This is a genomic window from Streptacidiphilus carbonis (genome assembly GCF_000787775.1).
Taxonomy (GTDB): domain Bacteria; phylum Actinomycetota; class Actinomycetes; order Streptomycetales; family Streptomycetaceae; genus Streptacidiphilus; species Streptacidiphilus carbonis.
Map to the genome: position 1 here is coordinate 1 of NZ_BBPM01000067.1, position 16,100 is coordinate 16,100.

A 16,100-nucleotide genomic window follows, 5' to 3' on the forward strand; every position below is an offset into this window, starting at 1 on the left:
CCCCGTCCCCCCGCCGGTGCCGACACACCCGCCGACACACACGCCACCACCGGCATCCCCGACGCCCGCCCCCAGCGCCACCCCTGCGCCGGTCCGGCCGGTCGCGCCGGTCCTGCCCGTCCCGATCGCCCCGGTGCGCTACCGACCCGTCCACGACCGCCTCTGAACCCCGCGCGGCCAGTCCTGCCAAAGGCTCGCGGCACCGTGCCACCATGCCCGATCATGGCTGAAGGGCACTCCGACGCACACCCGGGTGCAGCTCCGCTGTTTCCATACGCCACAATTGATGTGATAGATCGCACCGTTTCCCGGTCGGGCATGATGGGGATCGCACCTCAAGCCTGCACGGCCGACAAGGAGGACCGAGTGGACGACGTTCTGCGGCGCGCCCCGCTCTTCACTGCCCTGGATGACGAGCAGGCTGCCGAGCTGCGTGCCTCCATGACGGAGACCACGCTCGCGCGCGGCGAATCCCTGTTCCACGAGGGCGACCCGGGCGACCGGCTGTACGTCATCGTCGAGGGCAAGGTGAAGCTGCACCGCACCTCTGCGGACGGGCGCGAGAACATGCTGGCCGTGGTCGGCCCCAGCGAGATGATCGGCGAGCTGTCGCTGTTCGACCCCGGACCGCGCACGGCCACCGGCTCCGCGCTGACCGAGGTCAAGCTGCTGGGCCTGGGCCACGGCGACCTGCAGCCCTGGCTGCAGACCCGTCCCGAGGTCGCGATCGCGCTGCTCCGGGCCATCGCCCGCCGCCTGCGCCGGACCAACGACGTCATGTCGGACCTGGTCTTCTCGGACGTCCCCGGGCGTGTCGCCAAGGCGCTGCTGGACCTGTCGCGCCGCTTCGGCGTCCAGGCCGACGAGGGCATCCACGTGGTCCACGACCTCACCCAGGAAGAGCTGGCGCAGCTCGTCGGCGCCTCCCGGGAGACGGTCAACAAGGCCCTCGCCGACTTCGCCGGCCGTGGCTGGCTGCGGCTTGAGGCCCGCGCCGTGATCCTGCTGGACGTGGAGCGGCTGGCACGGCGCTCGCGCTGATCAGCAGTACGGCAGCAGCAGTAGGCAGCAGTACCGCAGCACTGATGCGCACCGGGTGAGGGGGTGCGGCCGGTCGGCCGCACCCCCTCACCCTTACGCGTGATTCCTCGTACGGTCAGATCAGCCCGTGCTCCGTGAGGTACTCCAGCTGCGCCCGGACCGACCACTCCGCCGCCGGCCACAGCGCCCGGTCCACGTCCGCGTACACCCTGGCGACGACCTCGGCGGGGGTCCGAAGGCCGGCCTCGACCGCCGTCTCCACCTGGGCCAGCCGCGCCGCCCGGTGGGCCAGGTAGTACTCGACCGTGGCCAGCGCGTCGGGGAGCACCGGACCGTGCCCCGGCAGCACCGTGCGCACGCCGCGCTCGGCCGCGAGGGCGCGCAGCCGCCGCAGCGAGTCCAGGTAGTCGCCGAGCCGCCCGTCCGGGTGCGCCACCACGGTCGTGCCCCGGCCGAGGACGGTGTCGCCGGTCAGCACCGCGCCGTCCGCCGGGAGCTGGAAGCACAGCGAGTCCGAGGTGTGTCCGGGCGTGCCGACGATCCGCAGCTCCAGGCCGCCGACGTCCAGCACCTGGCCGTCCCGCAGTCCCTCGTCGCCGAGCCGCAGCGCCGGGTCGAGGGCCCGCACCCCGCTGCCCGTCAGCTCGGCGAAGCGGACGGCGCCCTCGGCGTGGTCCGGGTGGCCGTGGGTCAGCAGGGTCGCCGCCACCCGGCGGCCGCTCTGCTCGACCCGGTCGACGACGGCGCGCAGATGGCCTTCGTCCAGCGGTCCCGGGTCGACCACCACGGCGAGTTCGGAACCGGGCTCGGCCAGGATCCAGGTGTTGGTGCCGTCCAGGGTCATCGGCGAGGCATTGGGAGCCAGCACGCAGTACGCCCGCTCGGTGGCCTGACCTGCGATGCCGCTCACTTCTCGGCCCCCTTGGCCCCCATGGTCAGCTCCGGGTGGCCTGGCCAGCGCACGGTCACCCGTCCGTCCCCGTTCAGCGACGCCTCGGCCATCACCAGCTCGACCCGCCGCTGATCGGCCGCGGCCAGCGCCGCGCCCGGGTCGGCGTGCGGGGACAGCTCGCGCAGCGTGGTCACGGTGGGCGGCAGCATCCGGTAGGCGCCGCTCTCGAACCGGCGCACCGCCTCGCCCGGGTCCAGCCACTCCACCCGGTCGGCCTCGCCAGGCACCTCCGCGGTCCGCTGCCCCTCGGGTACGGCGGCGACGAAGAACCAGGTGTCGTAGCGGCGCTCCTCGAACTCCGGGGTCACCCACCTGGCCCACCCGCGCAGCAGGTCGCTGCGCAGCACCAGCCGCCGCCGGGTGAGGAACTCGGCGAAGGTCAGCCGGTGCGCCTCCAGCGCGGCGCGGTCGCTGCGCCACTCGTCCCCGCTCACATCGGCGACCACGGAGGAGGGGTCCACTCCGGCCAGCAGCACACCGGACTCCTCGAAGGTCTCCCGCACCGCCGCGCAGACCACGGCCCGCGCGGTCTGCGGCGCGCAGCCCAGCCGCGCGCCCCACTCCTCGGCCGGCGGGCCGGCCCAGCCCAGGTCCGACGTACCGTCATGCAGGTCGACGCCGCCGCCGGGGAACGCGTACATCCCGCCGGCGAAGGCCATCGACGTCCGGCGCCGCAGCAGATACGCCTCGGCCCCGCCACCGCCCCTGCGTTCCCGCAGCAGCACCACCGTCGCCGCGGGCCTGGGCGGCACCGGCTCCAGTTCTCCACGGCTCAGCGCCGCGATGCGTTCCGCCCAGCCCGCAGGCAACTCAGTGCTCATGAACGGATCGTACGGTCGTTCTACGCTGGTGGGTGGCTTGTCGCGCATGCTGAGCATGCGCGAGCAGCGACCCACCGCCACATGGAACGCTACGCGGAAACCCGGACCTGGATCTCCACCTCGACCGGCGCGTCCAACGGCAGCACCGCGACACCCACCGCGGAGCGCGCGTGCACGCCGGCCGCGCCCAGCACCTCGCCGAGGAGCTCGCTCGCGCCGTTGACGACCCCCGGCTGCCCGGTGAAGTCCCCCGCCGAGGCGACGAAGCCCACGACCTTGACCACCTGCTGGATCCGGTCCAGGTCGCCGATCACGGACTTCACCGCGGCCAGCGCGTTCAGCGCGCAGATCCGGGCCTGCGCCTTGGCCTCCTCCGCGGTGACCTCCGCGCCGACCTTCCCGGTCAGCGTGAGCTTCCCCTCCACCATGGGCAGCTGGCCCGAGGTGAAGACGAAGTCCCCGGCCTGCACTGCCGGCACGTACGAGGCCAGCGGCGGCACCACCTGCGGCAGCTCAAGACCGAGCTCGGCGAGCGCCGCCTCAACCTGTCCGGCCATCAGGACTTCTCCCGCTTGAGGTAGGCGACGAGCTGCTCCGTGTTGGGCCCGGGCACGACCTGGACCAGCTCCCAGCCGTCCTCGCCCCAGGTGTCCAGAATCTGCTTTGTCGCATGCACCAGCAGCGGCACGGTCACGTATTCCCACTTGGTCATGAGGGGACTCTAACGGGTCGCCGACCCCGCCAAGCTCCTGTGATCTGCGACACAAAGAGGTGCAAACCCCTCGCCGTGGCAAGGCGTCCTCCGACAGCCGGGACGGCTCCTGGTTACGCTCGCCAGAAGACGCACGGACCGACAGCCCACCGACAGCCCGAGAACAGCCAGCGGACGGAGACGCACATGCCCGACTGGGAAGGGGTACGGCTGCACGTCGTCAGCGGAAAGGGCGGAACGGGGAAGACCACCGTCGCCGCCGCGCTGGCCATGGCCCTGGCCGCCGACGGCAAGCGCACCCTGCTGATCGAGGTCGAGGAGCGGCAGGGCATCGCCGAACTGTTCGGCATCTCCGCGCTGCCCTACGAGGAGCGCAGGGTCGCCAGCGTCGGCCCCGGCGCGCTGGGCCGCAGCGGCACCCGTGGCAGCACCGGAAAGGCCGGGCGCGAGGGCGAGGTCTTCGCGCTGGCCATCGACATCGAGCAGGCCCTGCTCGAGTACCTGGAGATGTTCTACAAGCTCGGCCGCGCCGGGAAGGCGCTGCGCAAGGTCGGCTTCATCGACTTCGCCACCACCATCGCGCCCGGCCTGCGCGACGTCCTGCTCACCGGCAAGGCCTGCGAGGCCGTCCGCCGCAAGGGGCCGGACGGGAAGCGGCACTACGACGCCGTGGTGATGGACGCCCCGCCCACCGGGCGGATCAGCCGCTTCCTCAACATCAACACCGAGGTCGCCGGGCTGGCCAGGTTCGGGCCGATCTTCACCCAGTCGCAGGCCGTGATGCGGGTGATCCGCTCCCCGGAGACCGCCGTCCACCTGGTGACGCTGCTGGAGGAGATGCCGGTCCAGGAGACCGTGGACGGCGTCGCCGAACTGCGGTCGGCGGGGCTGCCGGTGGGCGGGGTGTTCGTCAACATGGTCCGTCCGCCGCTGCTGGACGAGGCCGCGATACTCGCATCCGACGGCGATCACCGCGAGGAGTTGGGCCTGGCGCTGGCCGACGCCGGGGTCGGCGGCCGTCCCCGCGGCGGGGCCGGCCGGTCCGTGCCCGCGGCGACGAGGAAGCTGGTGGAACCGCTGCTGGCACAGGGCCGCGAACACGCCGCCCGGGTACTGCTGGAGCGCGAGCAGCGTTCCGACGTCCAGGCGCTGAAGCTGCCCACGTACGAACTCCCGCTGCTGAGCGGCGGGGTGGACCTGGGCGGGCTCTACCGGCTGGCGGCGGCGTTGAAGGAGGAGGGGGCGGCATGACGGCACCGACACGGAAGCAGCAGGCGGACCCGCTGGCGGGCGTGGCGCTGGACGTCGACGCGCTGATCGACAACCCCTCGACCGCGATCGTGGTGTGCTGCGGCTCGGGCGGGGTGGGCAAGACCACGACCGCCGCCGCGCTGGGGCTGCGCGCCGCCGAGCGCGGACGCAAGGTCGTGGTGCTGACCATCGACCCGGCCCGCAGGCTCGCCCAGTCCATGGGCCTGACCGAGCTGGACAACACCCCACGGGTCGTCAAATCCGTGTCGGGGCCCGGGGAACTGCAGGCGATGATGCTGGACATGAAGCGGACCTTCGACGAGGTCGTGCTCGCCCACGCCGACCCCGAGCGGGCCCGGCAGATCATGGAGAACCCCTTCTACCAGTCGCTCTCCTCCGGCTTCGCCGGGACCCAGGAGTACATGGCGATGGAGAAGCTGGGCCAGCTCCAGGCCACCGGCACCTGGGACCTGATCGTGGTGGACACCCCGCCGAGCCGCTCCGCGCTGGACTTCCTGGACGCGCCCAACCGGCTCGGCTCCTTCCTCGACGGCAAGCTGATCCGGGTGCTGATGGCACCGGCGAAGGTCGGCGGGCGCAGCGCGATGAAGTTCCTCAATGTCGGGATGAACATGTTCACCGGCGTGCTGGGCAAGATCCTGGGCGCCAATGTGCTGCAGGACGTGTCGACCTTCGTCGCGGCCATGGACTCGATGTTCGGCGGCTTCCGGGAACGCGCCGACCGCACCTATCAGCTGCTCCAGGCGCCGGGCACGGCGTTCCTGGTGGTGGCCGCGCCCGAGCGGGACGCGCTGCGCGAGGCGGCGTACTTCGTGGACCGGCTGGAGACGGACCGGATGCCGCTGGCCGGCCTGGTGCTGAACCGGGTGCACCGTACCGGCGCGCCGCAGCTGACGGCGGAGCGGGCGCTGGCGGCGGCGGAGACCCTGGAGCAGGGCGACGCGGACGCGGAGACCGACGGCGGGGCAGGGGGGAGCGCCACCGCGCAGGAGTCCCAGGGGTCCCAGGGGTCCCAGGCGTCCGAGGGGTCCCAGGCGTCCGAGGTGCTGGCCGCAGGTCTGCTCCGACTCCACGCGGACCGGGTCAGGACCATCACCCACGAGCGCCGGATGCGCGACCGCTTCGTCTCGATCTATCCGGACGTGCCGCTGGTCGAGGTACCGGCCCTGGCCGGGGACGTGCACGACCTGGAGGGGCTGCGGGAGATCGGCGAGCGCCTGGCCGCAGGCTGAACGACGGCCGGCTACAAGTCCGCCGGATCGAAGGCTCTCGAAGGCATCCGGCTCGACGACGGCCGACTCGGAGACGGCAGGCAGGACGGACCTGCCCCCGTGGTCCGGCCCGTTGCGGCCGGACAGGGGGCGTGGGTCAGCCGTGCGGGTGCTGCGCGCTCACCCTGCTTCGGCGTAGTCCGGATCTCCGATGGAGAACGTCTGCTCGTACTCGGTACGGGCGGTCTCCAGCAGTCTCCGCCAGGAGATCACCGTTGGTCTGCGGCGCAGCAGAGCCCTGCGCTCGCGCTCCGTCATTCCCCCCCACACGCCGAACTCGACGCGGTTGTCGAGGGCGTCCGCCAGGCACTCCGTGCGTACCGGACAACCGGTGCACACTGCCTTGGCGCGGTTCTGCGCCGCCCCCTGAACGAACAGTTCGTCCGGATCACTGGTGCGGCAGGCTGCCTGCGCACTCCAGTCGTCAACCCAGCCCATGCTGGTGCCGTCCTCTCCCGAATCGAGGCTCCCCCACGGCGGCAACGGCATATTCGCTGTTGCCAGTTGAGGACGTTACGGAAGAAGAGCAGGTTGCAACAGCCCCTTGGGGCCCAATCCTGTATGGCCCGTTCGGACTATGCGTGCGGAATAGATCACCCACTGGAGTGAGTGCAGGTTGGAGGGCCGGACAGGCTTCGGGGACCTGGACGACACTGTCCTTCCTGGCTCAGTTCCTGGCATATGACCGCGATCCGGACAGATCTCATCACCCACAAGAGTGAAGCGAGTGAGCGCTCGGGAACTTGTCGCAAGCTTGTGACAAGAGTAGGCGAACAGATGCCCGCTTGTCCGGGTAACGCGTCGTAAGGTCTCCCCATGGCGAAGCGATCTCGGTCTCCGTTGTACAAGGTGGGTCTCGGTCTGAACCTGGTGGGCGCGAGTGTGCTGGCCGGCACCTTGGTCGCCGGGCTCGCGCTGCCCGCCGTGGGGGCCATCGGCTTCAGCGCGAAGTCGGCGACGACCTCCTTCAACGAGATCCCCGCCGAGTTCACCGCCCCGACCCTGTCCCAGGCATCGACCATCTACGACGCCAAGGGCGGAGTCATCGCCAAGGTCTACGCGCGGGACCGCACCGTCGTACCGATCAGCAGGATCGCGCCGGTGATGCAGCAGGCGCTGATCGACATCGAGGACAACCGCTTCTACCAGCACGGCGCGATCGACCTGAAGGGGACCCTGCGCGCGCTCACCACCAACGCCTCCTCCGGTGCCTCCCAGGGCGGGTCCACGCTGACCCAGCAGCTGGTGAAGAACATGAACGTCGAGCTGGCCGGCAATGACGCGACCAAGGTGCGCGAGGCCCAGGCGCAGACCATCGGGCGCAAGATCTCCGAGCTCAAAGTCGCCATCAAACTGGAGGAGACCCTCTCCAAGGACCAGATCCTCGCCGACTACCTCAACATCACCTTCTGGGGCGAGCAGGCCTACGGCATCGAGGCCGCCGCCGAACGCTACTTCAGCGTCCACGCCTCCCAGCTGACCCTCTCCCAGGCCGCGCTGCTGGCCGGCATGGTGCAGTCACCGACCAACCTGGACCCGATGGTCTACCCGACCGACGCCACCACGCGCCGCAACGAGGTCCTGGACGCGATGGCGAAGTACGGCAGCATCACCGCGGCGCAGGCCGCGACGGAAAAGGCCAAGCCGCTGGGGCTGAAGGTGAGCCGTCCCAAGGAGGGCTGCATCACCGCCAGGAACGGCGAGCAGTTCTTCTGCGACTACGTCGAACACATCTTCCTGAGCGACCAGGCGTTCGGGCAGACCTCGGCGGCCCGGCAGGCCCTGTGGGACCGCGGCGGCCTGGACATCCACACCACGATCGACCCCAAGGTCCAGTCGGCGCTGCAGCAGTCGGTCACCTCGCACGTCCACGCCGACGAGAAGGCCGCGACAGCGATGACCATCGTCCAGCCGGGCACCGGCAAGATCATGGGCATGGGCCAGAGCCGCCCCTACGGCAACGGCACCAGCAGTGCCGTCACCACGCTGAACTACAACGTCGATCGCACCATGGGCGGGGGCGGCGGCTTCCCCACCGGGTCCACGGTCAAGCCGATCACGGCGGCGGCCGCGCTGGAGCAGGGCATCGGCATGGACCAGACGTACGACGCGCCGTACCAGGAGCCTTACCCGGCGATGACCGACTGCAAGGGCAACCATCTGCGCTCGGTGAGCGAACCGCCGGACCAGAACGACTCCACCACCCTCGTCGGCCCGTTCAACATGCCCTCGGCCATGGCCAAGTCGGTCAACACCTACTTCGTGCCGCTGGAGAAGGACGCCGGACTGTGCAACGTGGTGAAGATGATGGCCAAGATGGGCATCAGCACCCAGGCCACCTACTCCCCCGGCACGCACACCCTGGCCCCGATCGACCAGGTCCAGTCGCTCACCCTGGGCACCAACAGCCTGACCCCGCTGCAGATGGCCAATGTCTACGCCACCTTCGCCGCCCGCGGCGTCTACTGCTCCCCCACCGCGATCACCGCGGTCACCGACGTCAACCACAAGAACCTGCCGGTGCCCTCGGCCAACTGCCACTCGGTCATGCAGCAGAGCACCGCCGACGCCATCACCACCATGCTCAAGGGCGTGGTCGAGGACGGTACCGGCGCCCAGGACGGCTTCTCCGACGGCCGCCCCAGCGCCGGCAAGACCGGCACCACCGACTACCACAAGCAGGTCTGGTTCGTCGGCTTCACCCCGCAGCTCTCCGGCGCCACCGTCGTCAGCGACACCGGCGCCAAGGTCAGCCCGCTCTACGACGGCCAGACCATCGGCGGCACCTCCTACGGCATGAACGAGGTCTTCGGCAGCACCATCGCCGGGCCGATATGGCACGACGCCATGGACGGGGCGCTCAGCGGGGTCGACTTCGGGGACTTCCACACCGTCAAGCTTCCTGCCGCGGTCAAGACCAAGGCGCAGAAGGCCAAGGACGACAAGAACAAGAACAAGAACGGCGGCACCACCGCGGGCACCACGGCCGGCACCACCGCAGGCACCGGGGCCACGACCACCGGGACCACCGGAACGGGGACCGGCACCATCGGCGGCCTCATCGCCGGTCTGGCCGGCGGAACCGGAAACACCGGCATCACCACCGGCCGCTGATCCTCTGCCGCGCCCGCGCACAGCAACGCCCGAGGGGCGCCCGGCACACCACCGGGCGCCCCTCGGGCGTTCACCTTCACACGGCCGTACTCAGCCAAACACAGCCCCACTCTCGGCCCTGCCGTCAGCCCCCAGGGCTCACCCCGCCAGGGCCTGCCGTACCGCCGCAGCCACCCGGCCGCCCTCGGCCAGCCCGGCCACCTTCGGGTTCACCAGCTTCATCACCGCGCCCATCGCCCGCGGGCCCTCGGCACCGGCGGCCCGGGCCTCGGCGACCGCCGAGGCGACGATCGCCTCCAGCTCATCGTCCGTCAGCTGCTTCGGCAGGTAGGCCGCCAGCAGCTCGCCCTCGGCCCGCTCCCGCGCCGCCGACTCCGGCCGGCCGCCGGCCTCGAACGCCTCGGCGGCCTCGCGGCGCTTCTTCGCCTCACGGGTGATCACCTTGAGCACCTCGTCGTCGGAGAGCTCGCGCGCCACCTTGCCTGCCACCTCCTCATTGGTGATGGCGGACAGGGTGAGCCGGATGGTGCCGGAGCGCAACTCGTCCCTGGCCCGGATCGAGGCCGTGAGGTCCTCCTGCAGCTGCTTCTTGAGCGTCGTGGTCATGTGCGCAAGTCTCGCATCCCCGACAACCCGGTGCCGGTGATTAACACCGGCGCCCCGCCGACCCGGGTTCCGCGGCCACTCTGCGACCATGGACGGATGCGACCGCTCTACGCCGTACCCCTGGGAATCGCCGCTGCCGGCGCGGCCTGCGTGGCCTACTCGGCCGGCTACGAAGTGCGCTCGTTCCGACTGCGCCGGGTGACCGTACCCGTGCTGCCGGCCGGCGCCCCGCCGCTGCGCGTGCTGCAACTGTCGGACATCCACATGGTCAACGGCCAGGGCAAGAAACAGCGCTGGCTGCGCGAACTCGCGTCGCTCAAGCCGGACCTGGTGGTGAACACCGGCGACAACCTCTCCGACCCGGAGGCGATCCCGCAGACCCTGGACGCGCTGGGTCCGCTGATGGACTTCCCCGGCGTCTACGTCTTCGGGTCCAACGACTACTACGGCCCGGTCCCGAAGAGCCCGACCCGCTACCTCGGCGCGATGCTCAGCGGCGACCACGGCATGAACCGGCGGGACGGGTCGGCCCGCCGGGGCATCGTCGGCGCGGTCCACAACCCGTGGGAGGAGCTGCGGGACGGCTTCGACGAGGCCGGCTGGCTGGACCTCACCAACACCCGCGGCCGGCTGAAGATCGAGGGACTCGACCTGGAGTTCACCGGCCTGGACGACCCGCACATCCGCCGGGACCGCTACGCCCGGGTGGCCGGCGGCCCGGACGCCGCCGCCGACGTCTCGATCGGCGTCGTCCACGCACCGTACCTGCGGGTGCTGGACGCCTTCACCGCCGACGGCTACCCGCTGGTGCTGGCCGGGCACACCCACGGCGGCCAGCTGTGCGTGCCCTTCTACGGCGCCCTGGTCACCAACTGCGACCTGGACCGGGGCCGGGTCAAGGGCCTGTCCCGGCACTCGGCCGGCGGCCACGACTCCTACCTGCACGTGTCGGCCGGCTGCGGCACCAACCGCTACACCCCGGTGCGCTTCGCCTGCCCGCCCGAGGCCACCCTGCTGACCCTGACCGCGGGGCCCGACGCCTGAGCCCCCGCGGCGCTCGCCAACCCAGCCGCACTGGCCGCCGTCCGCGCCGCCGTCCTCTCAACGCTAGGCCGGCGGCTGCAGCCACCCGTGCTGGCGGGCGGTCTCCGCGGCGACCTTCAGCAGCCGCTCGACCGCGGGCGAGCGGTTCGGCCCCCGGGTGATCAGGTGGATCTCCACCGTCGTGGCGGGGTCCAGCGGCAGCCAGAGCAGCCCGGCCGGCAGGCCCACCCGCCCGGTCTCGCCGACGATGGTGACGGCCGCGCCCGAGGCGACCGGGGTGTAGGAGGCGTCGAAGTCCAGGCCGCGCACCAGCACCTCGGGCTTGGCGCCGGCTCTGGCGCAGATGTCCATGATCTGGTCGTAGTGGCCCGGATTGTGGTCCCGGGCGTGCAGCAGCAGCTTCACCCCGTCCAGCTCGGCCGGGTCCACGCCGCCGGCCGCGCCGCCCTGGGCGAGCGGATGGTCGCGGCTGACGATGATCCCCTGCCGCTCCAACCGCAGCAGGGTCAGCACCAGCTCCTGCTGCGGCGGCGCGCAGCGCACCAGTCCGACGTCCAGGGTGCCGACGGCCACCCCGGCCACGATGTCCGCGAAGGACATCACCCGGGCCGACACCTCGATCCCCGGCGCCTCCTCGCTCATCGCGAGGAGCAGCTGCGGCGCGGTCTCGTACCCGGCGCTCATGCCGTAGCCGAGGCTGATGCTGCCGAGGCTGCCGTCGGCGAAGCCGCGGACCCCCCGCCAGAGGCTGTCGGCGGCGTCGAGCAGCGCAGGACCACGCTCCAGCAGCATCCTTCCGGCCTCGGTCGGCTCCACCCTGTGGGTGGTTCTGCTGAGCAATTCCACGCCCAACTCGCGCTCAAGCTCCCGCACTTGGCGGCTCAGTGCAGGCTGGGCGATATGCAGGCGCTCAGCGGCGCGGGTGAAGTTCCGCTCCTCGGCGACAGCGAGGAAGTAACGCAAGCGACGCAGTTCGGACATGCACCCATCCTAGGCGTGCGGTCATGCCGTGTCGGCATGGACCGATGGAAAACAAGTCTTTCCCTGTCCGTGGGGCGGCTCAGTAGATTCGAGTCAACAGCAGCGAGAAGGAATTGCGAAGGGGCCGGAAATGAACACCACCGAAATCAGCCGCAGTGTTGTCGAGGCCTACATCGAGGCCCTGGGCGGCGGCGACATCGAGGCCGCTAAGGCGCTCTTCGCCGAGGACGCCACCTGGACGCTGGGCGGCGACCTGCCGATGTCGGGCACCTGGGAGGGCCGCAAGGGCATCTTCGAGGGCTTCCTCGGACTGGCCTTCAGCCGCCTGGACGCCTCCACCGTGGTGCTGGACACCACCAATCTGGTGGCCAGCGGGGACACCGTGGTGGTCGAGTGGACCTCGGACGCGACCACCCGGGACGGCGGCGAGTACCACCAGAAGTGCGCCGGCTTCTTCATCGTGAAGGACGGGCTCATCTCCGCCGTCCGCGAGTACTTCGACACCGACCACGCCCGCCGCGTCCTTTTCGCAGCCTGACACATCGCGCCGTTCGTATCGTTCGCACCGCAAAAGAGGGGGAAATCCACCATGAAGGCCATGCTTCCCACCGGGGACATTTCCAACGCCGTGGAATTCGGCGAGGCACCGGAACCGGAGCCGCGCGACGACGAGGCCGTGGTCGCCGTCGAGGCCTACTCCGTCAACCGCGGCGAGACCTTCCGTCTGGAGGACCCGCGGCGCCGCTGGCTGCCGGGCAAGGACATCGCCGGGACGGTGGTCCGCGCCGCCGCGGACGGCAGCGGGCCCGCCGAGGGGACCAGGGTGGTCGCCCACCCGGCGTCCGCCGGGTGGGCCGAGCGTGTCGGCGTCCCGGTCCACAGCCTCGCCGCGCTCCCGGACCGGGTGGACTGCACCACCGCCGCGGCCCTGCCGCTGGCCGGACTGACCGCGCTGCGCCTGCTCCGCGCCGCCGGCCCGGTGGCCGGACGGCGGGTGCTGCTGACCGGCGCGAGCGGCGGCGTCGGCCACTACCTCACCGAGCTCGCCTCCGGCAGCGGCGCGCAGATCACCGCGGTGAGCGCGAGCGAGGAGCGCGGGGTGCGCCTGCTGGAGCTCGGCGCGGCCGAGGTGGTCACGGACGTGGAGAAGGCGACCGGCCCCTTCGACATCGTGCTGGAGTCCGTCGGCGGCGCCTCGCTCCCGGCCGGGCTGGCCCGCCTCGCCCCCGAGGGCCTGCTGGTCTGGTTCGGCCAGGCCAGCCGCACCGCAGTCACCCTGAACTTCTTCGACTTCTTCAAGACCGCGGTCGGCGGCTCCATCCGCCACTTCGACTACACCCGCAGCGACCGCAGCTACGGCGACGACCTGGCCGTCCTGGTCCGCCTGGTCGCCACCGGCCGCCTCCACCCCGAGATCGGCCTCCGCCAGGACTGGTCCCACACCGCCGCCGCCATCACCGCCCTCCGCGACCGCCGCATCCGCGGCAACGCCGTCCTGGTCACCTCCTGACCTGCACGGTCACGAGCCCCCCAGGAAAACCGGATTTCGTCCCACGCCCCGGGTCCGCTAGAGTAATCCTCGTTGCACCGGGGTGTGGCGCAGCTTGGTAGCGCGCTTCGTTCGGGACGAAGAGGCCGTGGGTTCAAATCCCGCCACCCCGACTGGTGAAACAGCAGGTCAGGGCCGGTTCTCCTTTCAGGGAGACCGGCCCTGACCTGTTTCTTGGCACGGTCCTCCCCACGGGCATTCCGAAGGAGGCGCTGGAGCAGCGCGTGCAGGCCGACCCGTTCGTCGTGCAGGACGTCGTCAGCGCCGAGATCATCGAGATGGCCCCGGCATGGCCGACGACCGCCTGAAGTTCCTGCTCCCCTGACGGTGCGTCGACCGCGTACATCGATCATCCCCGGGCCCCGTCCGTGGTGCATTGGATACAGCACATGGAACGGGGCGGGGGACCTTCTCACAGGCCGCCGGAGCTACTGCGTTGCGCCGACCCGGGCGACGAGGTGGGCCAGCAGTTGGTCGAGCTGGGGGGTGGAGGTGAACTGATGGTGCTGCTTCGCGGTGGCGAGCTGGCGGTTGATGTCGTGCACCCGGTCGCGGACCTCGTTCGTCTTGCCCTGTTTCAGGCTGGCCTGCGCCTGGCTGATCTTGCTCTGCAGTTCGGTCGCGACGTTGGCGGCCAGGTCGCCGCGTGCGGCGGCAGCGCGCAGTCCGCGGGCGAGCTGGCTCAGCAGGACGGCCGGGTTGTCGGACAGCCGGGCTGGCGAGGGGGACGCCGTATGCAGCGGCGATGACACGGCCGTTGAGGGGGCAGCGGGAGACGACACCGCCGTGGAGGGCCTCGCCGGGGAAGGCGTCGGCGACGTTGCCCCGGGGGAGGCTGCCGCGGGCGGACCGGACGGGCTCAAGGACAGGCCGAGCGCCACCAGGGCTGCGACAACGACGATCGCGGCAGCGCCCATCGGCAGGCGGGACCGGCGCGCGCCGGTCCTCTTGGAGGATCGCTCCGTGCGGCGGGGCGCGAGCGGGGGCTGGGCGAGGGTGGGCATGAGCTGGGTCGCCCCGGGCGCGCGCGTGGTGCCCAGCACGTGGGCGACCTGCCCCGCGGAAGGTCTCTGGTCGGGGTCCTTGGCCAGGAGCTGCAGCACCAGGTCATCCAGGGCTGCGGGCAGGTCCGGGCGCAGTTGTGCCGGAGGGACCGGTGCGCTGTCGACGTGCTGGTAGAGCAGGGCGGGGGCGCTGTCCGCGCGGAACGGGGGGTGGCCGGTCAGCAGCTCGTACAGGACGCAGCCCAGCGCGTAGACGTCGGAGGCGGGGCCCGCGGTGTGGCCCTGGGCGCGTTCGGGGGCGAGGTAGATGCTGGTGCCCAGCACCAGTCCCGCGCTGGTCAGGGCGGCGGTGGATTCGCCGGCGAAGCGGGCGATGCCGAAGTCGGCGATCTTGACCACGCCGTCGGCGGTCAGCAGCAGGTTGCCGGGTTTGACGTCCCGGTGGACCACGCCCTCGCGGTGGGCCGCGGCCAGTCCGGCGGCGGTCTGCGCACCGATGGCCGCCGTCTCGCCCGCGTCCAGCGGCCCGTACGCGGCCAGGTGGCCGGCCAGGGTGCGGCCCTCGACCAGCTCCATCACCAGGTACAGGCGCCCCTGGTCCTCGCCGAAGTCGTAGACCGCCACGACGTTGGGATGGCTCAGGCGGGCAGCGGTCTGGGCCTCCTGGCGAAACCGCGCGGTGGCCGACGGATCCACGACCCCGGGCAGCAGCAGCTTGACCGCGACCGGGCGGCCGAGCACCTGGTCCCAGGCGCGCCAGACCTCGCCCATCCCGCCCCGCCCCAGGGGCTCGTCCAACCGGTACCGCTCCGCCACCAGCACGCCGCACACCATCCTCATCGTCCGACCCAGCCCCACCCGCAGGGCCGTATTCGACCGGGCCTGTGCCCGCCTTCGCAGGCCGCAGCCACAGTACCCACTCAGCCCGACGACGCGCCGACCACGCCCGCCCCGGCCGGCAACGCGGTGCGCGGCGGTATCAGCAGCACGGCAACCCTCAAGCGGCCAGTTCCAGGTTCGGTCCGTTCGGTCGTCGGTCCATCCGGCCGACTCACTCCCCCAGGAGCAAGGCGGTCAGGACCACGGCGGGGTCCGCGTCGGGTGGTCCGGCCGGGCACCAGGTGCCCCGGTCCTTGGTGTACGGGTACCACAGGCCGTCCTGGCCCAGGCGCAGTTGGGCGTCTCTGCCCTCGACGGTCCAGCGGTTGCACCACGTGCGCAGCCGGGGCGGTATGCCGTGGGCCCAGTCCGTGCGCAGTGCTTCGCGCTCGCGCTCCAGGCGTGCAGGCGCCGGGTTCCAGGGGGTCTCCAGTACGTCGAGTGCGGCCGGGCCGCCCTGCTGCCATGCGCGGACGGCGGCGGCGAGTTCGCCGGGGGTGCGGCCGCAGGCCGAGGCGATCCGGGCGAGGAGTGCGGTGGTGGGGTGTGCGGCGGCGAGGCGGACAGCGTCCTGCCACTCGGTGAGCGGAGCGGGCGGGGCGCCGGCGGCATGGTGGGGGCTGAGCGCTGCGGCGAGCAAGTGGTGGGCCCGGGCCGCGGCGTCGGCGGCCAGGAGTTCGAGCGCCGCCGGGTCCACGCCGGGCTCCGGGACAGCCGAGTCCACCAATGCGGGTCCGCGGCCCGGGTGTTCGGGCAGCGGGGGCAAGGCGGGAAGGGGCGGCAGTTCGGCGCGGGAGGCGAAGGCGGGGCGGGCGGGATCGCTCCTGCGGCTGGGGGGGGGCGGACCCCGGGGG

16 protein-coding genes, 1 tRNA gene and 1 pseudogene are annotated in these 16,100 nt (G+C 71.7%); 9 read left to right on the forward strand and 9 right to left on the reverse strand.

The window, feature by feature from the left end; translation table 11 throughout:
• Positions 1-366: 366 nt before the first annotated feature.
• Positions 367-1,041 carry a Crp/Fnr family transcriptional regulator gene (locus tag TR46_RS32520; protein WP_042409075.1) on the forward strand — a complete coding sequence of 225 codons (675 nt, stop codon included), beginning with the start codon at positions 367-369 and terminating at the stop codon, positions 1,039-1,041.
• A 115-nt stretch (positions 1,042-1,156) separates the two neighbouring features.
• On the opposite strand, the gene TR46_RS32525 is transcribed toward TR46_RS32520, so the two are convergent.
• The 4 genes from TR46_RS32525 to sp36 form a co-directional block, all read right to left on the reverse strand.
• Positions 1,157-1,951, reverse strand: coding sequence for an MBL fold metallo-hydrolase (locus TR46_RS32525; protein WP_042409078.1), 795 nt, complete (start codon positions 1,949-1,951; stop codon positions 1,157-1,159).
• Entirely contained in the window at positions 1,948-2,814 is an 867-nt protein-coding gene (locus TR46_RS32530) for an NUDIX hydrolase (RefSeq protein WP_042409081.1), read from the reverse strand. The genes TR46_RS32525 and TR46_RS32530 overlap by 4 nt, the downstream gene beginning before the upstream one ends.
• Positions 2,815-2,903: 89 nt before the next feature.
• Positions 2,904-3,371: a RidA family protein gene (locus tag TR46_RS32535; RefSeq protein WP_042409084.1), complete on the reverse strand. Its 468-nt coding sequence runs from the start codon at positions 3,369-3,371 to the stop codon at positions 2,904-2,906.
• The gene (gene sp36, locus TR46_RS41715) at positions 3,371-3,526 is read right to left on the reverse strand and encodes a Sp36 family protein (RefSeq protein WP_152626814.1); all 156 of its coding nucleotides are present in this window, start codon (positions 3,524-3,526) and stop codon (positions 3,371-3,373) included. Before sp36 ends, TR46_RS32535 begins: the two co-directional genes overlap by 1 nt.
• Positions 3,527-3,712: 186 nt before the next feature.
• On the opposite strand from sp36, the gene bagA reads away from it, so the two are divergent.
• Together bagA and bagB are read left to right on the forward strand one after the other, a co-directional pair.
• Complete coding sequence (gene bagA / locus TR46_RS32540; protein WP_042409086.1) at positions 3,713-4,777, forward strand: ATPase BagA; 1,065 nt, start codon at positions 3,713-3,715, stop codon at positions 4,775-4,777.
• Positions 4,774-6,030, forward strand: coding sequence for an ATPase BagB (gene bagB, locus TR46_RS32545; protein WP_042409090.1), 1,257 nt, complete (start codon positions 4,774-4,776; stop codon positions 6,028-6,030). The genes bagA and bagB overlap by 4 nt, the downstream gene beginning before the upstream one ends.
• 159 nt (positions 6,031-6,189) lie before the next feature.
• Here the strand turns inward: bagB and TR46_RS32550 are convergent, their stop codons facing one another.
• Entirely contained in the window at positions 6,190-6,507 is a 318-nt protein-coding gene (locus TR46_RS32550; protein ID WP_037595132.1) for a WhiB family transcriptional regulator, read from the reverse strand.
• A 378-nt stretch (positions 6,508-6,885) separates the two neighbouring features.
• Here TR46_RS32550 and TR46_RS32555 point away from each other — a divergent pair, with 378 nt between their 5' ends.
• A complete protein-coding gene (locus TR46_RS32555) occupies positions 6,886-9,183 on the forward strand; it encodes a transglycosylase domain-containing protein (RefSeq protein WP_084719134.1) in 2,298 nt (765 codons plus the stop codon).
• A gap of 138 nt (positions 9,184-9,321) precedes the next feature.
• On the opposite strand, the gene TR46_RS32560 is transcribed toward TR46_RS32555, so the two are convergent.
• Positions 9,322-9,789 (reverse strand): GatB/YqeY domain-containing protein, encoded by a 468-nt coding sequence (locus tag TR46_RS32560; protein ID WP_042409096.1) that lies wholly within the window; start codon positions 9,787-9,789, stop codon positions 9,322-9,324.
• Between the two features lie 96 nt (positions 9,790-9,885).
• Here TR46_RS32560 and TR46_RS32565 point away from each other — a divergent pair, with 96 nt between their 5' ends.
• Positions 9,886-10,833, forward strand: coding sequence for a metallophosphoesterase (locus TR46_RS32565; RefSeq protein WP_042409098.1), 948 nt, complete (start codon positions 9,886-9,888; stop codon positions 10,831-10,833).
• A 63-nt stretch (positions 10,834-10,896) separates the two neighbouring features.
• Here the strand turns inward: TR46_RS32565 and TR46_RS32570 are convergent, their stop codons facing one another.
• Positions 10,897-11,814 carry a LysR family transcriptional regulator gene (locus TR46_RS32570; RefSeq protein WP_042409101.1) on the reverse strand — a complete coding sequence of 306 codons (918 nt, stop codon included), beginning with the start codon at positions 11,812-11,814 and terminating at the stop codon, positions 10,897-10,899.
• A 130-nt stretch (positions 11,815-11,944) separates the two neighbouring features.
• On the opposite strand from TR46_RS32570, the gene TR46_RS32575 reads away from it, so the two are divergent.
• The 4 genes from TR46_RS32575 to TR46_RS32590 all read left to right on the forward strand — a co-directional run bounded on the left by TR46_RS32575 (position 11,945) and on the right by TR46_RS32590 (position 13,671).
• On the forward strand, positions 11,945-12,352 hold the full coding sequence (locus TR46_RS32575; RefSeq protein ID WP_042409102.1) for a nuclear transport factor 2 family protein: 408 nt from the start codon (positions 11,945-11,947) through the stop codon (positions 12,350-12,352).
• Between the two features lie 51 nt (positions 12,353-12,403).
• Positions 12,404-13,324 (forward strand): zinc-binding dehydrogenase, encoded by a 921-nt coding sequence (locus TR46_RS32580; RefSeq protein WP_042409105.1) that lies wholly within the window; start codon positions 12,404-12,406, stop codon positions 13,322-13,324.
• 78 nt (positions 13,325-13,402) lie between these two features.
• A tRNA-Pro gene (locus TR46_RS32585) sits at positions 13,403-13,476 on the forward strand.
• Positions 13,477-13,479: 3 nt separating this feature from the next.
• Complete coding sequence (locus tag TR46_RS32590) at positions 13,480-13,671, forward strand: hypothetical protein (protein WP_042409107.1); 192 nt, start codon at positions 13,480-13,482, stop codon at positions 13,669-13,671.
• Positions 13,672-13,791: 120 nt separating this feature from the next.
• On the opposite strand, the gene TR46_RS32595 is transcribed toward TR46_RS32590, so the two are convergent.
• Both TR46_RS32595 and TR46_RS42790 read right to left on the reverse strand, forming a co-directional pair.
• Positions 13,792-15,207 (reverse strand): serine/threonine-protein kinase, encoded by a 1,416-nt coding sequence (locus tag TR46_RS32595; RefSeq protein ID WP_236655621.1) that lies wholly within the window; start codon positions 15,205-15,207, stop codon positions 13,792-13,794.
• Between the two features lie 211 nt (positions 15,208-15,418).
• Positions 15,419-16,100: pseudogene (locus TR46_RS42790) on the reverse strand (SWF or SNF family helicase); the annotation flags it as partial.

Bases quoted from the DNA above. Each gene is read 5' to 3' on its own strand.
- TR46_RS32530 (WP_042409081.1), bottom strand. From the start codon at position 2,814: ATGAGCACTGAGTTGCCTGCGGGCTGGGCGGAACGCATCGCGGCGCTG.
- TR46_RS32535 (WP_042409084.1), bottom strand. From the start codon at position 3,371: ATGGCCGGACAGGTTGAGGCGGCGCTCGCCGAGCTCGGTCTTGAGCTG.
- sp36 (WP_152626814.1), bottom strand. From the start codon at position 3,526: ATGACCAAGTGGGAATACGTGACCGTGCCGCTGCTGGTGCATGCGACA.
- bagA (WP_042409086.1), top strand. From the start codon at position 3,713: ATGCCCGACTGGGAAGGGGTACGGCTGCACGTCGTCAGCGGAAAGGGC.
- bagB (WP_042409090.1), top strand. From the start codon at position 4,774: ATGACGGCACCGACACGGAAGCAGCAGGCGGACCCGCTGGCGGGCGTG.
- TR46_RS32550 (WP_037595132.1), bottom strand. From the start codon at position 6,507: ATGGGCTGGGTTGACGACTGGAGTGCGCAGGCAGCCTGCCGCACCAGT.
- TR46_RS32555 (WP_084719134.1), top strand. From the start codon at position 6,886: ATGGCGAAGCGATCTCGGTCTCCGTTGTACAAGGTGGGTCTCGGTCTG.
- TR46_RS32560 (WP_042409096.1), bottom strand. From the start codon at position 9,789: ATGACCACGACGCTCAAGAAGCAGCTGCAGGAGGACCTCACGGCCTCG.
- TR46_RS32565 (WP_042409098.1), top strand. From the start codon at position 9,886: ATGCGACCGCTCTACGCCGTACCCCTGGGAATCGCCGCTGCCGGCGCG.
- TR46_RS32570 (WP_042409101.1), bottom strand. From the start codon at position 11,814: ATGTCCGAACTGCGTCGCTTGCGTTACTTCCTCGCTGTCGCCGAGGAG.
- TR46_RS32575 (WP_042409102.1), top strand. From the start codon at position 11,945: ATGAACACCACCGAAATCAGCCGCAGTGTTGTCGAGGCCTACATCGAG.
- TR46_RS32580 (WP_042409105.1), top strand. From the start codon at position 12,404: ATGAAGGCCATGCTTCCCACCGGGGACATTTCCAACGCCGTGGAATTC.
- TR46_RS32595 (WP_236655621.1), bottom strand. From the start codon at position 15,207: ATGAGGATGGTGTGCGGCGTGCTGGTGGCGGAGCGGTACCGGTTGGAC.